The following is a 16032-nucleotide window of genomic DNA, read 5'->3' as shown; positions in this document are numbered from 1 at the left end:
TCGGGCGATACACCGCGCTCACACGCCCGCCGGAATGCCGGAGCGCTCGATGCGGCGGGGCGCGGTGAGTTCCTTCCAGGTGGACAGCGCGCGAGAGACCGGAGCGTTGGCCGGCCGCTCGACGAAGCGCCCCTCGCCCGTGCCGGCGAGGACCTCGCCGTTGCGGTAGGCGACACGGCCGCGCGAAAGCGTGACCACCGGCAGGCCGGTCAGCTCGAAGCCCTCGAAGACGTTGTAGTCGATCGCCGACTTCTGGTTCGCGGCCCGCACGGTCCGGGTGGCATTCGGGTCCCAGACCACGATGTCGGCATCCGCGCCGACGAGGAGCGCGCCCTTTCGGGGATAGACGTTCAGGATCTTGGCGATGTTGGTGGAGGTCGCGGCGACGAACTCGTTCATCGTCAGCCGTCCGGTGCGCACGCCCCTGGTCCACAGGACGGCCATCCGGTCCTCAAGGCCGCCCGTGCCGTTCGGGATCTTGGTGAAGTCGCCAAGGCCCGTGCGCTTCTGCTCCGTCGTGAAGGCGCAGTGGTCGGTCGCAACCACCTGCAGCGAGCCGGCCTGCAGGCCTGCCCAGAGCGAGTCCTGATGCTTCCGGTCGCGAAAGGGCGGGCTCATGACGCGGCGCGCCGCGTAGTCCCAGTCGGCGTTGCGATACTCACCCTCGTCCAGCGTCAGATGCTGGATCAGTGGCTCGCCGAAGACGCGCATGCCCTTCTGGCGGGCGCGCCGGATGGCCTCGTGCGACTCCTCGCAGGAGACGTGGACGACGTAGAGAGGAACGCCGGCCTGGTCGGCGATCATGATCGCGCGGTTGGTCGCCTCGCCCTCGACCTCGGGCGGGCGGGAATAGGCGTGCGCTTCCGGCCCGTTGTTGCCCTCCGCCAGAAGCTTCTGCTGCAGGAAGGCGACGACGTCGCCGTTCTCGGCATGAACGAGCGGCAGGGCGCCGATCTCGGCGCAGCGCGAGAAGGAGGCGAACATCTCGTCGTCGTTCACCATCAGGGCCCCCTTGTAGGCCATGAAGTGCTTGAACGTGTTGATGCCCTCCTCGACGACGCGCGGCATCTCGGCGAAGACCTGCTCGCCCCACCACGTGATCGCCATGTGGAAGCCGAAGTCGCAGCGCGCCTTGCCGGCCTTCTGGTGCCAGGCCTGCAGCGCGTCGATCAGGCCCTGGTTCGGCGCCGGCAGGCAGAAATCGACCACCATGGTCGTGCCGCCGGACAGCGCGGCGGCGGTGCCCGTGTCGAAGTCGTCCGAGGAATGGGTACCCATGAAGGGCATTTCGAGATGGGTGTGCGGGTCGATGCCGCCGGGCATGACATAAGCACCCGATGCGTCGATCGTCTCGTCGCCGGACAGGTCCGGACCGATCTCGGCGATCCGTCCGTCCTCGACCCGAATGTCAGCCTTGTAGGTGAGGTCGGCGGTGACGAGCGTTCCGCCCTTGATCACGATGCTCATGAAATCACGGCTCTCCGGTTGCGGGACGGCGAGACGCGCTTGAACGCGCCCGCGAGAAGGCATGCACGCGCAAGCAAGCGCGTCGCGGCATGGCGGCGAGGAATGAAGGGCGGAATGTTCTTCGATGGGGCGATGCGGCAGCTGAGCGGGGATCGGCGGGCCGCATCGGATCAGCTGTCCGTCCGCTCGACGACGACGCTTCGGGCGCTGCGCCGGACGGGGCCGTGGGTCACCGCCTCGACGTTGTTTCCGTCCGGGTCGAGGACGAAGGCGCCGTAGTAGCTGGGATGATAGTCCCGCTCGCCGGGGCCGCCATTGTCGCGGCCGCCGTTCAGGAGGCCGGCGGCGTGAAACGCCCGCACCTCGTCCCGGCTCGCCGCCTGAAAGGCGAGATGCATATGCGATACGGGCCCGGAGGCTTGCGAGATCGCCAGTTCGTCGCAGAAGAGATAGGGACCTTTCCGCTCGATCCGGTGACCGAGTGTCTCCAGCACGGCGCCATAGAAGCGGTGGCTCGCCTCCAGATCCGCGACGCGCAGCTCGACATGGTCGATGAGCCGGCCCAGGTGATCGGTCACCCCTGCGCCTCCGCGATCTCGGCCATCTCGACCACCGCCTGGAGAAGAACGTCCGCTCCGGCCTTCGCCCAAGGCTTGGTGATGCGCTCGGCCTCGTTGTGCGACAGTCCGCCCTCGCAGGGGCAGAAGATCATCGATGTCGGCGCGATGCGGTTGATCCAGCAGGCGTCGTGGCCAGCGCCCGAGACGATGTCGCGATGCGTCAGGCCGAGGCGGTCTGCCGCCGCGCGGACCGCCGACACGCAGCCCTCGTCGAAGGCGACGGGGTCGAAGTGGCCGACGGACTCGACCGTGGACAGAAGGCCCAGGTCGGCCGCGATCTCGCCGATGCCGCGTTCGATGCGCTCGCGCATGGCGTCGAGCACGGCCTTGTCGGGCGAGCGGATGTCGATCGTGAAGACCGCGCGGCCGGGAATGATGTTGCGCGAGTTCGGATGGACCTCGACATGGCCGATCGCACCAACCGCATCCGGCTGGTGCGCCATGGCCGTCTCGTGAACGAGTTCGGTGACGCGCGCGAGACCCAGCCCGGCGTTGCGGCGCTTGGGCATGGGGGTCGAGCCCGTATGGCTCTCGCGTCCCGTCAGCGTCACCTCCAGCCACCAGAGGCCCTGGCCGTGGGTCACGACGCCGATGTCGACGCCCTCGTCCTCCAGGATCGGCCCCTGCTCGATGTGGAGTTCGAACATGGCGTGGATCGGCCGGTCGCCGACGCGCTCGTCCCCTTCCCAGCCGATGCGGCGCAGCTCCGAGCCGAAGCTCCTGCCCTCGCGGTCGACCCGCGCCTTCGCCCAGTCTTCCTCGTGGACACCGGCGAAGACGCCCGAGGCGAGCATGGCGGGCGCGAAGCGCGTGCCCTCCTCGTTGGTCCAGTTCACGAGGACGATCGGCCGGCGCGTCCGGATGTCGAGGTCGTTCAGCGTGCGCATCACCTCCAGCCCGCCGAGAACGCCGAGAACGCCATCGTAGCGCCCGCCGGTCGGCTGGGTATCGAGGTGCGAGCCCATGTAGACCGGCGCGAGATCGGGTTCCGTCCCCTCGCGGCGGAAGAACATGTTGCCCATCGTGTCGAGCCCCATGGAAAGGCCCGCGCGCTCGCACCAGCGCTTCAGGAGGTAGCGTCCCTCGCCGTCCGCGTCGGTCAGGGTCTGCCGGTTGTTGCCGCCGGCGATGCCGGGACCGATGGCGGCCATCTCGTCGAGCGTGTTCCAGAGCCGATCGCCGTCGGTCTGGATGTTCGTGGCAAGGCTCATGCTGTCGGGTGCCCTTCGGCTCGGCGATTCTACTGGAGGCGGTGGAGCACGGCGCGCAGCGTGTCGACGATCTCGCCGATCTGCGCTTCCGACACGATGAGCGGCGGCGACATGGCGATGATTTCGCCGGTCGTGCGGATCATGAGACCCTTCTCGTAGGCGTCGAGGAAGGCGGCGAAGGCGCGCTTGGTCGGGGCGCCGGCGATCGGCTCGAGCTCGACGCCGCCGATCAGGCCGATCGTGCGGATGTCGATGACGTGCGGCTCGCCCTTCAAGGAATGCAGCGCATCCGCCCAGACCGGCTCCAGCGCTTTCGCACGCTCGAACAGGCCCTCCTCCTTGTAGGTGTCGAGCGTGGCAAGGCCCGCCGCCGCCGCGATCGGGTTGCCGGAATAGGTGTAGCCGTGCGCGAACTCGATGAGGTTCTCGCCGCCGCCCATGAAGGCGTCGTAGATCGAGTCCCGCACCAGCACCGCGCCCATGGGAATGACGCCGTTGGTCAGGCCCTTGGCGGTGACCATGATGTCCGGCGTCACGCCGAAATAGTCGGCCGCGAACGGCGTGCCCATGCGCCCGTAGCCGGTGATCACCTCGTCGAAGATGAGAAGGATGCCGTGCTGGTCGCAGATCTCGCGCAGGCGCTGGAGATAGCCCTTGGGCGGCGGCAGCACGCCGGTCGATCCGGCGACGGGCTCGACGATCACGGCCGCGATCGTCGACGGGTCGTGGAGCGTCGCGATGCGAAGGAGATCGTCGGCAAGTTCCGCGCCGTGCTCCAGTTCGCCGCTCGGATAGGGATTGCGCGCCGGGTCGTGCGTGTGGCGCATGTGATCGACGCCGGTCAGGAGCGTCCCGAACATCTTGCGGTTATTCACGATGCCGCCGACCGAGATGCCGCCGAAGTTGACGCCGTGATAGCCGCGCTCGCGGCCGATCAGACGGAAACGCGAGCCCTCCCCCTTCGCGCGCTGGTAGGCGAGCGCGATCTTGAGCGCGGTATCGACGGACTCGGAGCCGGAATTGGTGAAGAACACGTGGTCGAGGCCGTCGGGCGCGATGGAGACGAGGCGCGCGGCGAGCTCGAACGCCTTCGGGTGACCCATCTGGAAGGCCGGCGCGTAGTCGAGCTGCCCGGCCTGCGCGGCGATCGCCTCGGTGATCTTCGGACGGCAGTGCCCGGCGTTCACGCACCAGAGACCGGCCGTCGCGTCCAGAAGCTGGCGACCGTCCGCGGTCGTGTAGTGCATGTCCTTGGCGCCGACCAGGAGACGAGGGGCCTTCTTGAACTGACGGTTCGCCGTGAACGGCATCCAGAAGGCTTCCAGATTGTTGGTCTGGATGGGGGCGTGCTCGTTCATGGCCGCATCGCTTTCTGTCCCGAGTCGAACCGCTTCCGGCAGGGGCCGGCGCGTTCTTGACTGGCTGGTCAAAAGCGAGGCTATGGGGACATTTGGAACCGGTCAAGCCGAGTTGCACGCTTGATCGGCACGATGCGGCGGCGCAACATTTCAGGGCATGCGGCGATGGACGCTAAGGTGACTGGGGAGGAGGAACGGCCCGCGACCCGCATCCAGCGGGAGAACCGGGAGGTCATCCTGGAAGCGGCGCTGAAGGCTTTTTCAGGACACGGCTTCCGGGGCACGACGATCGACGAGATCGCGCGCGGCGCGGGCATGTCGAAGACCAACCTCCTCTACTACTTTCGGCGCAAGGAGGACGTCTACCGCGCCGTTCTGGAGCGCACGCTGGACGAATGGCTGGCGCCGCTCGAGGCGCTGGACCCGGAAGGCGATCCAGTGGAGGAGCTGCGCCGCTACATCACGCTGAAGCTGCGCATGTCGCGCCGCACGCCCGAGGCCTCGCGCCTCTTCGCCAACGAGATCCTCTCGGGGGCGCCAGTCATCCGAGAAGCGCTGGAGACGCGGTTGCGCGGTCTCGTGCAGAAGAAGGCGGCGGTGATCCGTGGCTGGGTCGGCACGGGCCGGCTCGCCCCGATCGATCCGGTCCACCTCATCTTCCTGATCTGGGCGACCACCCAGCACTATGCCGATTTCGCGCCGCAAATCCGCGCGATCCTCGGCGATCAGATCGACAAGCCCGGCTTCGACGATCAGGCCGCGCAGGCGGTTCTGACGATCGTTCTCAGCGGCATCCGCCCCAGGCCGGAAGCGGGCTGAGCGCCCGCGTCAGGCGCGCCGGGCGTCGTTGTCCGCGCGCACCACGCCGTAGCCGTCGGCGCGAAAGCGCGAGCGGATCTCCATCAGCATCTTGGGAAGATCGCCCGCGGGACGAGGCCGGGAGAAGAGGTAGCCCTGCATCTCGCGGCAGCCCTCGCGCTCCAGCTGCTGCATCTGCTCGACGGTCTCGACGCCCTCCGCCACGACCGTCATGCGCATGGCCGTGCCGAGCCCCATGACGGCGCGCACGATCGCGATGTTCTCCGGCCGCGCCATGTCGCGCACGAAGGACTGGTCGATCTTGATCTTGTCGAACGGGAAGCGGCTGAGATAGCCGAGCGAGGAATAGCCGGTGCCGAAATCGTCCATCGAGACGACGAGCCCCATCTGGCGCAGGCTCTGCAGGGTCTGCAGCACCCCTTCCGCATCGTCGAGGAAGAGCGACTCCGTCACCTCCAGATGCAGCCGGTCCGGCGACAGTCCGCTGGACGCCAGCGCGTTGCGCACGTCGGAGAGGAGCGTCGGGCTCTTGAATTGCAGCGGCGACAGGTTGAGCGAGATCGACAGGTCGCTCGGCCAGCGTGCCGCCTGTCGGCAGCCCTCGCGCAGGACGAAGCGGCCCAGCGCCCCGATCATGCCCGCCTCTTCCATCACGGGAATGAACTCGGCCGGCGACACCATGCCCCGCTGCGGATGCGCCCAACGGGCCAACGCCTCGAAGCCCGAGACGGTCTTGCGGCGGCAGTCGACGATCGGCTGGAAGTAGAGTTCGAACTCGTTGCGTGCCATGGCGTCGTGCAGGTCGGCCACAAGCCGGCGCCGCGCCTCCATCTCGGCCCGCAGCTCCGGCGCGAAGACCTGAAGCTGCGCCGAGCCCTCGCTCTTGGCGCGGTGGAGGGCGACCTCGCAGTCCTGCATGGCGCTGTGCGCGTCGAGTGCTTCCGTCCGATCTGCGGCGGCGGCGATGGGAACGACGCCGGCCGCGACGCGCGCGGAGAGCGGGCGACCGGCGACCACGACCGGCTTCTCCTGCAGATCAAGGAGGATTGCGCGCATCAGCCGCTCGGCCGCCGACGCGTCGGCCTGCCGAGCGAGCGCGATGCCGAACTCGTCCGCACCCAGCCGCGCCACGAAGGCATCGGTGCCGGCCGCGGTCGCGACCCGGCGGCCGACCTGCCGCAGCACCTCGTCGCCGGCGCCGTGGCCGAGCGTCGTGTTGATGTTGCGGAACCCCTCGATATCGAGCGCGACGAGCGTGAAGCGGTCGCCGCCGCCGATGAGCTGCTCGATATGGGCGATAAAGGCGGGACGGTTCGGGAGCGAGGTCAGCGCATCCTCGCCCTCGAGACGCTCGATCGCCTCGCGCGCGGCCTCGCGGTCCGTCACGTCCTCGAAAACGAGGATCTCGTCCCCGGTCCGCGCCGCGCGATGACGCAGGAGATAGACGCTGCGCCCCACGCCGAGCCGCCGGGGGGTCTCGCGGCTGGCCGGCTCGGCCAACAGCGGCCCGAGATCGGCATCGGCCGCAAGAAGAGCGGCTGTCGCCTTTCGCGTCACGTTCGGGAAGAGACGGTAGAAGGCCTCGTTGGCCGATTGCAGGTCGCCGTCCCGGTCGAGCAGGCAGTAGGCCTGGGACATGCGATCCAGCGCCGCGTCGAAGCGCCGGCGCTGGGCGGCGACCTCGTGCTCGGCGCGCTCCTTCTGGTCGGTGTCGCGCTGCTGTGCCGCATCGGCCCGCTGGACGACCAGCGCCTCGACGAAGGCGACCGCGTTGGCGAGATCCTGCAGCGCGTTTCTGGATCGACGCCGCGGCAGGGGTTCGTCGTCGCCGCCCACGTCACGCAGCGTCATGGCCGCGCGGCGAATCGGGCCCGAGATGCTCCAGCCGAGATAGGCGATCAGAAGAACGCCCGCGCCCAGGAGCGCGGCGAGCGATAACCAGTTGAGGTCCGTCAGCTGCCGGCTCTGCGTCGAGGTGTCGTCGCGCAGGCGCTGGATGCCCTGCTGGAGGTTCCGGGTCATGTCCTCGAGACCCGCCAGCGTTTCCGCCAGTTCGCGCCGCAGGAAGCGACGCGTGACGTCACCCTCGGTCGCGCGCAGGCGCGACATCGCGAAGTCGACCTGCTGCAGTTGCTGGGTGAGAGCGGGATCGCCGATACGCGTGCCGGCCTTGCGCAGCGCGCCGAGCGCGGCCGACAGGTCGTCGAGCACCCTGGCCTGCATCTCCCCGTCGATCGCGAGCGGCTCGCCCGCATCCTCCGTGTCCGAGACGACCCGGTCCTGAAGGCGCTGCACCCGCGCGATGGCCGCATCGACATCCCGAAGCGGATCCACCCCGAAGTCGAACACGGCCTGGACGGTCTGCCCAAGCGTGCCCGTTCCCCGATACATCTGAAACGAGAAGGCCGACGCGATCGCCGCCAGGATCACCCCGCTGGCAATGAGTTTCGCATTGATGGACAGACGCACGGCGGGCACCCGGAAAGGCTTGCGAAGCGAGGCGGCGGGCAACCTTTTATGTTTCGCCCGCTCGCGTTGTTTCACTATTGCCGCTGTATCTTATTCTTCCGTTACGCTTATCGCATCGCGACGCGGGAATTTCGTCTTGTCACTCCGCCGCATCGGGAAGACGAACCGGCTCGGGCGCGAATTGCATCGTCTCGCGGCGCATCGGGTTGTTCGGATGCACCGTCCAGTTCGAGTAACCGTCCGGGATCGGCTTGCCGGTTCGGGGATCGACACCCGCGATACGCTCCATCGTGATGCAGTTCTCGACCGGGCAGACGTTGACGCAAAGATTGCAGCCGACGCATTCCTCGTCGATCACCTCGAAGCGGCGGCGTCCGTCGACCATGTTGGTGATCGCCTGGTGCGAGGTATCCTCGCAGGCGATGTGGCAGCGGCCGCACGAGATGCAGAGGTCCTGGTCGATCCGCGCCTTGGTCACGTAGGCGAGGTTCAGATACTGCCAGTCGGTGACGTTGGGCGCGGCGCGGCCGCGGAAGTCCTCGATCGTGGCGTAGCCCTTCTGGTCCATCCAGTCCGAGAGGCCCTCGGTCATCTCGCGCACGACCTTGAACCCGTAGGTCATCGCCGCCGTGCAGACCTGCACCGTGCCGCAGCCGAGCGCGATGAACTCGGCCGCGTCGCGCCAGGTCGTGATGCCGCCGATCCCTGACATGGGCAGGCCCCAGGTCTCGGGATCGCGTGCGATCTCGGCCACCATGTTGAGCGCGATCGGCTTCACCGCCGGCCCGCAATAGCCGCCGTGGCTGCCCTTGCCGTCGATGGTCGGGGTCGGCGCGAAGTTGTCGAGGTCGATCGAGACGATCGACGAGATGGTGTTGATGAGCGACACCGCGTCGGCCCCGCCGCGCTTGGCGGCGCGGGCGGGGTAGCGGATGTCGGTGATGTTGGGCGTCAGCTTCACGATCACGGGCAGTCGCGAATGCTGCTTGCACCAGCGCGCCACCATCTCGATGTATTCGGGCACCTGGCCGACGGCCGAGCCCATGCCGCGCTCCGACATGCCGTGCGGGCAGCCGAAGTTAAGCTCGACCCCGTCCGCGCCCGTCTGGTCCACCACCTTGAGGATGCGCTGCCAGCTGTCCTCCTCGCAGGGCACCATCAGCGAGACGATCATGGCCCGGTCCGGCCAGTTGCGCTTGACCCGCGCAATCTCCTCGAGGTTCGTGTCGAGCGAGCGATCGGTGATGAGCTCGATGTTGTTGAGGCCCAGAAGGCGCCGGTCGGGTCCGTGGATCGCGCCGTAGCGCGGCCCGTTGACGTTCACGACGGGGTCGCCCTCGCCCAGCGTCTTCCAGACCACCCCGCCCCAGCCCTGCTCGAAGGCGCGCTGGACGTTGTACTCCTTGTCGGTGGGCGGCGCCGAGGCCAGCCAGAACGGGTTGGGCGAACGGATACCGAGGAAGCTCGTCGAAAGGTCGGCCATGGGTCGGGCTCCGTGTCAGCGCTCGGGGGCGTGAAGAGGGGTCGTGGCGTCGAGAAGCCGGCCGGCGAGCCCGGCTGGCACCGTGGCCGCCCTCAAGGCGGCGTCGATCGAGAGGGCAGCGACCTTGCCGTCCTCCACGGCGACGACGGTAAGATCAGAGCCGCCCTTGACGCAGTCGCCGCCGGCCCAGACGCGCGACAGGCTCGTGCGCCGCTCCCGGTCGACCCGGATGCGGCCGCCCTCGATCGCGATGCCGTCGGTCTCGTCGGACAGGCCGTCGGCGACGAGCTGCTGGCCGATCGCCTTGAAGACCTGATCGGCTTCGATCACCACGCTTTCGCCGGTGTAGCGGAGCGATCCACCCTCCTCGCGCGTGCGCTCCATCTCGATGCCGATGACGTGCCCGTTCTCGGCGAGGATGCGGCGGGGTGCGAGGTTGCAGCGGATATGCACGCCGCGCGTCTGTGCGAGTTCCTGCTCGTAGCGCGAGGCGTTCATCGCGGCGCGTCCGCGCCGGTAGGCGAGCGTCACCTCCTCGGCGCCCAGCGCCTTGGCCTGCACGGCGGCGTCCACCGCCGTCATGCCGCCGCCCACCACGACGACTCGCCGGCCCACCGGCAGCTGCGACAGGTCGACGGTCTGACGCAGGTCCGCGATCCAGGCCACCGCGTCGTGCGAGCCGCCCGCCCCCTCGCCGTCCGCGCCGAGCGCGTTGACGCCGGACAGGCCGATGCCGAGGAACACCGCGTCGAAGTCGGCGCGCAGGTCCGTGAGGTGGATGTCGCGGCCGAGCACCTTGCCGGTCTCGAGCCGGATGCCGCCGATGCCCAGAACGAAGTCCACCTCGGCTTGCGCGAAGCCGCCCGTCGCCTTGTAGGCGGCGATGCCGTATTCGTTGAGGCCACCGGCCTTGGGCCGCGCGTCGAAGAGCGTGACGTCGTGGCCGAGCATCGCGAGGCGGTGGGCGCAGGACAGGCCCGCTGGCCCCGCGCCCACCACCGCGACCGTGCAGCCGGTCGGCGCCGCCCGCTCGAACGGATGATCGCCGGTCTCGAGCACGCGGTCCGTGGCAAAGCGCTGCAGCATGCCGATCTTCACGGGCTTGCCTTCCGCCGCCTCGCGCACGCACGCCTCCTCGCAGAGCGTCTCGGTGGGACAGACGCGGGCGCACATGCCGCCCAGGATGTTGCTGTCGAGGATCGTGCGACCGGCGGCCAGCGGCGTGCCGGTCTGGATCTGGCGGATGAAGAGCGGCACGTCGATCGAGGTCGGGCAGGCCTGCATGCAGGGCGCATCGAAGCAGAAGTAGCAGCGGTCCGCCTCGACCAGCGCCTCGTGCGCCTCCAGCGGCGGATGAAGATCGGTGAAGCCGCTGGCGATGTCGGCGGCGTCGAGGCGCCCGTGGGCGATGTCGGGACCCAGCGTCTGATGCGGCATGAACGCGCCTCCGTGGCCCGCGGCGCCCGAGGCGCCGGAAGGGCTGTTGATCCTCGCGGCTCGGAGCGATCCCCTGGAGAGCGGATCGTCTTGAACCGTTCCAGATCAGAATGATCCCAGAAAACGGGGGCCGTCAAATAATTTTACCAGCCGGTCAAAACACACCGTCCGAGGGTGTCCGGCTCGCGTCGGGTCTTGCGCGAACCATGGTCGTCCAGTCGCCGGCCGGATTAAAATGGCGGAACGTAAGGGAGCGCCCCTTGTGTCGCCCCACCGTTTGGGTAGATGCGCGGGCGGCCGGTCCGGGAAGGGTCGTGCAACCGTTCTCAACCACGGGGATCGTCCGGGCATGACAACTGGCGTCGAACGGACCGAAGCACCCGCTTCATCGCTGCCCGCGGCCGAGTCCGCGCCGGCCTGGAAGCGTTTCCTTCCGATCGTGATCGGCGTCGCCATCACGCTCGCCGCCTTCGTGGCGCTGGAGCACATGGTCTCCGAGCTCTCGCTCGCCGACGTCCGCCAGGCGCTCTCGGCCGTCAGCACGCGCGACCTCGTTCTGGCCGTCCTCCTGACGGTCCTGAGCTTTGCGGCCGTCTCGCTCTACGACGTCGTGGCCGTGGACACGATCGCACCGGGCCGCGTCACGCGGCCGATGGCGGCCGCCGTCGGGGCGGCGGGCTACGCCGTGTCGAACGCCCTCGGCTTCCCGCTCCTGACCGGCGGCGCGCTGCGCTACCACGTCTACAAGTCCGGCGGCATCGAGCTCGCCGACATCGGCCGCATCGTCGGGACATCCTGGTTCGCGCTCTGGTTCGCCCTCGCGCTGATGGTGGGTGCAGCGCTTCTCGTCGATCCCGGCGACGTGCCGGTTCTGCGCGACCTCGGGCTGTTTGCCGAGATCGCGCTCGGCGCTGGGCTCGTGGCGGCCGTGGTCGGCTTCGTGATCTGGCTCTCCTACGGCGACCGGCGCGCCAGCATCGGCAAGCTGTCGCTGCCGCTTCCCTCGGGCAACGGCGCGCTGATCCAGATCGCGGCCGGCATCGTCGACCTCGCGGCGGCGGCGGGCGTCCTCTACGTCCTGATGCCGGAGGGCAGCGTCGGATCCTTCGTGCTCTTCGCCGTGATCTTCGCGGTGGCCGTGGTGGTGGGCGTCGCCTCCAGCGCGCCGGGCGGCCTCGGCGCCTTCGAGGCGACGATCGTCGTCAGCCTCGGCCTCGAGAACCGGGCCGACGTCGTCGCCGCGCTGCTGATCTACCGGTTGATCTACACCGTCCTGCCGCTCGTCCTCACCGTCGTGGCGCTGCTGGCGGTGGAGGCCGTTCGGCGGCGCGACGCCATCAAGGGGCCGACGCGCGAGTTCGTACGCGTCTTCGAGCCGATGGTCCCGCCGACCGTGGCGGTTCTGGCCTTCGCGGGCGGCATCGTGCTTCTCGCGTCCGGCTCGACGCCCGGCGTCTACGAGCGCCTGACGATCCTACACGCCTATCTTCCCCTGCCCTTCATCGAGATCACGCATTTGGCCGCGACCGTGGTCGGCGTGGCGCTGCTGGTCGTCGCACGGGGTCTGGCCAAGCGGCTGTGGCGCGCCTGGGTGGTCTCGATCGGGCTCCTCATCGCAGGTGCCGCCTTCTCGATCCTGAAGGGGCTCGATTGGGAGGAGGCGATCCTACTCCTGATCCTCGCGGTGCTTCTGCTCGGCTTCCGCCACGCCTTCTACCGGCGGTCCGGCATCAATCCCTTCGCGATCACTTGGGGCTGGCTTGCCGCCGTCTGCGCGACGCTGATCGCCACGGTGTGGCTCGGCCTTCTCGCCTATCGCAATGTCGACTACGCCAACACGCTCTGGTTCGACTTCGCGACCCACGGCAACGCGCCGCGCTTCCTGCGCGCCAGCCTCGTCGCCTTCGCGGTGCTGGCGGCGGTCGGACTCGACGTCGCGATTCACCGGCGCACCGAGCGTGTGCAGAAGCGCTCCGAAGTGCCCCCCGAGGTCGCGCCCATCGTCGCCGCCTCGCCGCACACGGCCGCTGCCCTAGCGCTTCTCGGCGACAAGCGCTTCCTGTTCTCGCCCGACAAGCGCGGCTTCGTCATGTACGCCCGCTCGGGCGGCAGCCTGATCGCACTCGGGGAGCCCGTCGCCCCGCCCGACATCATGGCGGACCTCGCCTGGGCCTTCCGTGACAAGGCGGACCGTGAGGCCGAGCGTCCGGTCTTCTACCAGGTCCGGCCCGAAAGCCTTCCGCTCTTCCTCGACATGGGGCTGGTCGCGCTGAAACTCGGCGAGGTCGCACGTGTCGATCTCACCAAGTTCAACACCGACGGCCCGAAGAAGCAGGACCTGCGCACGGCGGTCCGGCGCGCCGAGCGCGAGGGTCTCGAGTTCTCGATCATCAGCCGCGAGGAGGTCGCGGCCTCCATGGACGAGCTGCGCGCGGTCTCGGACGCCTGGCTCGCCATCAAGTCGGGCTCGGAGAAAGGCTTCTCGCTCGGCTACTTCGATCCCGCCTATCTCCGCCACTTCGACATGGCGGTCCTGAAGAAGGAAGGCCAGATCGTTGCCTTCGCGAACCTGTGGCGCGGCGCCGACAAGTACGAGCTCTCGATCGATCTCATGCGCTTCCTGCCCAACGTGTCGCGCATCATCATGGACGCGCTCTTCACGCGCCTGATGCTCCACGCCAAGGCCGAGGGCTACCAGTGGTTCGACCTCGGCGCGGCCCCGCTGTCGGGCCTCGTGGACCGGCGCGGCGCCTCGCGCTGGAACCGCTTCGGCTCGTTTCTTTACCGGCGTGGCGGATCCTTCTACCACTTCGACGGCCTGAAGGCCTTCAAGCAGAAGTTCGGGCCGGTCTGGACACCGCACTACCTCGTCTGCCCCGGCGGCTTCGACACGGCCAAGGTTCTCGTCGACGTGACCACGCTCATCTCAGGACGGCCCAAGCTGCCATGAACCGCATCGCACTCGTTCTCACCTCGCTCGGTGCCGTGATCCTGGCGGGAGCCGCCACCGGCGCGCTCGTCATGCGGGCGGTGGGCACAGACACCGCCGAGGCGGTCCCGGCCACCACGGTCTCCTACGAGAACATGACCAACGTGCCGGTCCTCTCGCCCGACGGCGAAGCGACGGGTCTGGCGGTCCTGATCTCCGACGGCGGCGGCCTCACGGCTGCCGACCGGTCGCTCGCGGCCGACCTCGTCGACAGCGGCCTGATCGTCCTGCCGGTCGACCTCGACCGCTGGCGCGCGGGCGTCGAGGCCGAGATCGAGGCCGGCGACGACTGCATCTATCTCGGGTCGGATCTCGAGGGCATCGCCAAGGAGGCGCTGCGCGCGCTCCAGCTCGACACCTACTTCCATCCGGTCGTGATCGGCCGGGGCGAAGGCGGCACCATGGCCTACGCCGCCGTGGCGGACGCGCCGGCGGCAACGCTCGCCGGCGGCGTCGCGATCCAGCCCTCCGACACCGCCCGCTCGCGCCTGCCGGTCTGCGAGGGCGCCAAGGCGACCCCCGAGGGCCACAACACGTTCAGCTACGACCGCACGGCGGAACTGCCGCAGCCCTTCACCTTCGTCCTGGATTCGGGCACGCCGGCGCCGACGCCGCTGACGGGAACGCTCCATGCGGGAACCGAGATCGGCACGGATGCCGGCGAGCGGCAGGACGCGGGCGTCGAGGCGGCCGTGAAGATCGCCGAGGCCGACAACTCCGCGCTGCCGATCGTGGTCGGCAAGCCGAAGGGCGACCCGGTGGCAACCGTGATCTTCTTCTCGGGTGACGGCGGCTGGCGCGATCTCGACAAGACCATCGGCGACTGGCTCACCGAACACGGCGTGGAGGTGATCGGCGTCGATTCCCTGCGCTACTTCTGGAGCGAGAAGACGCCCGAGCAGATGGCGTCCGACATCGGCGACATGCTCGCCGACGCCAAGCCCAAACCCGGCATCCCCGTCGCCCTGATGGGCTATTCCTTCGGCGCCGACACCCTGCCCTTCGCCTACGGCTTCCTGCCGCAGACGCTGCGCGACCGCGTGACGCTGGTCGGCCTGCTCGCGCCCTCGCTTCAGACAGGCTTCCAGATCTCGGTCGGCGGCTGGCTCGGCATGTCGACGGGCGATCGCGGCGTCGTCGCCTCGGCGGCCTCGATCCCTGCCGCCAAGGTGCTCTGCGTCTACGGGACCGAGGAGACCGACACGGCCTGCCTCGACCCCAAACTCGCAGGCGTGACGAAGCTGCCGATCGACGGCGGGCACCACTTCGACGGCAACTACGACGCCATGGCCGAACGCATCCTCGCAGCTCTCAAGGGCGGACCGCAGGCGGCGGTGACGGCCACCGTCACTGCCACCACCCCTTGAGCCCTCAGGCCATGAGCTGTCCGCCGTTCACCTCGATCACCTGCCCCGTCAGGTAGCCGGCGAGCGAGGGGGCCGCGAGGAAGAGATAGGCCGGGGCGCAGTCCTCGGCCGTGCCGAGACGCTTCAGCGGGATGCTCTCGGCCGTCGCCCGCAGCTTCTCCTCCGACGAGTATCGACGGTGGAAGTCGGTCATGATCGTGCCCGGCGAGACGGCGTTGACGCGGATGCCGTCCGGCGCGAGTTCCTTGGCGAGCGACTTGGTCCAGGCCGAGACGAAGGCCTTGGTGCCCGAGTAGAGCGACGAGCCCGCGCTGCCGCCCTGCCGCGCCGAGATCGAGACGGTGTTCACGATCGCCGCCTCGCGCGCTCGGCGCAGCGCCGGAAGAAGCGCCGCCGTCAGCATGACGACCTGCCGGATGTTGAGGTCGAGCACCTCGTCGTAGAACGCGGGTGTCGTGTCGCCGGCCGGAACGCGGCCGCCCATCGTCCCCGCATTGTTGACGAGGACGTCCACCTCGTCGTTCGCAGCCGAAAGCACGGATGCCGCAAGGCGCTCGCCGCCGTCGGGCCTGGCGAGATCCCCGGTCACAAGCTGGAGCCGCGAGCGTTCCTCGGCCGACAAGCGCGGCAGGAGATCGGCCTCGGCATGGGACAGATCGCGGCCCGCATGAGCGACGACACGGGCGCCGCAGGCCAGAAATCCGGCCGTGACCGCCGCGCCGATGCCGCGTCCCGCCCCCGTCACCACCACGCGCCGTCCCTCGAACAACGCCCTGTCGAACCCCGTCATCAACCTGCCCTCCCGGTTTGCC

The 16032-nt window shown here is 69.0% G+C and carries 11 protein-coding genes; 3 read left to right on the top strand and 8 right to left on the bottom strand.

The genetic code is table 11. From position 1 onward, the window contains the following. Positions 1-18: 18 nt before the first annotated feature. The 4 genes from hydA to AUL35_RS09110 form a co-directional block, all read right to left on the bottom strand. Positions 19-1467, bottom strand: coding sequence for a dihydropyrimidinase (gene hydA, locus AUL35_RS09125; protein ID WP_062014253.1), 1449 nt, complete (start codon positions 1465-1467; stop codon positions 19-21). Positions 1468-1637: 170 nt separating this feature from the next. Next, the gene (locus tag AUL35_RS09120; RefSeq protein WP_062014251.1) at positions 1638-2045 is read right to left on the bottom strand and encodes a VOC family protein; all 408 of its coding nucleotides are present in this window, start codon (positions 2043-2045) and stop codon (positions 1638-1640) included. Then, positions 2042-3298, bottom strand: a complete 1257-nt coding sequence (locus AUL35_RS09115; RefSeq protein ID WP_062014249.1) for a Zn-dependent hydrolase — start codon at positions 3296-3298, stop codon at positions 2042-2044. The genes AUL35_RS09120 and AUL35_RS09115 overlap by 4 nt, the downstream gene beginning before the upstream one ends. Positions 3299-3327: 29 nt before the next feature. Further along, positions 3328-4656, bottom strand: coding sequence for an aspartate aminotransferase family protein (locus tag AUL35_RS09110; protein WP_062014247.1), 1329 nt, complete (start codon positions 4654-4656; stop codon positions 3328-3330). 165 nt (positions 4657-4821) lie between these two features. Here AUL35_RS09110 and AUL35_RS09105 point away from each other — a divergent pair, with 165 nt between their 5' ends. Further along, positions 4822-5475: a TetR family transcriptional regulator C-terminal domain-containing protein gene (locus AUL35_RS09105; RefSeq protein WP_062014442.1), complete on the top strand. Its 654-nt coding sequence runs from the start codon at positions 4822-4824 to the stop codon at positions 5473-5475. 9 nt (positions 5476-5484) lie between these two features. On the opposite strand, the gene AUL35_RS09100 is transcribed toward AUL35_RS09105, so the two are convergent. From AUL35_RS09100 to AUL35_RS09090, 3 genes are all read right to left on the bottom strand, one after another. Beyond that, positions 5485-7944 (bottom strand): bifunctional diguanylate cyclase/phosphodiesterase, encoded by a 2460-nt coding sequence (locus tag AUL35_RS09100; protein WP_156417916.1) that lies wholly within the window; start codon positions 7942-7944, stop codon positions 5485-5487. 139 nt (positions 7945-8083) lie between these two features. Continuing rightward, entirely contained in the window at positions 8084-9427 is a 1344-nt protein-coding gene (gene preA / locus AUL35_RS09095) for an NAD-dependent dihydropyrimidine dehydrogenase subunit PreA (RefSeq protein ID WP_062014244.1), read from the bottom strand. 15 nt (positions 9428-9442) lie between these two features. Next, the gene (locus AUL35_RS09090) at positions 9443-10864 is read right to left on the bottom strand and encodes an NAD(P)-dependent oxidoreductase (protein WP_062014242.1); all 1422 of its coding nucleotides are present in this window, start codon (positions 10862-10864) and stop codon (positions 9443-9445) included. A 349-nt stretch (positions 10865-11213) separates the two neighbouring features. Between AUL35_RS09090 and mprF the strand changes: the two genes are divergently transcribed. Then, a complete protein-coding gene (gene mprF, locus AUL35_RS09085) occupies positions 11214-13814 on the top strand; it encodes a bifunctional lysylphosphatidylglycerol flippase/synthetase MprF (RefSeq protein WP_062014240.1) in 2601 nt (866 codons plus the stop codon). After that, positions 13811-15220 carry a virulence factor family protein gene (locus tag AUL35_RS09080; protein ID WP_062014238.1) on the top strand — a complete coding sequence of 470 codons (1410 nt, stop codon included), beginning with the start codon at positions 13811-13813 and terminating at the stop codon, positions 15218-15220. Before mprF ends, AUL35_RS09080 begins: the two co-directional genes overlap by 4 nt. 4 nt (positions 15221-15224) lie before the next feature. Here AUL35_RS09080 and AUL35_RS09075 read toward each other — a convergent pair whose 3' ends face one another. After that, the gene (locus AUL35_RS09075) at positions 15225-16010 is read right to left on the bottom strand and encodes an SDR family NAD(P)-dependent oxidoreductase (protein WP_062014236.1); all 786 of its coding nucleotides are present in this window, start codon (positions 16008-16010) and stop codon (positions 15225-15227) included. Positions 16011-16032 lie beyond the last annotated feature (22 nt).

The organism is Aureimonas sp. AU4 (assembly GCF_001463765.1).
GTDB lineage: Bacteria > Pseudomonadota > Alphaproteobacteria > Rhizobiales > Rhizobiaceae > Aureimonas.
This window is presented reverse-complemented; position numbering and strand designations above follow the sequence as displayed.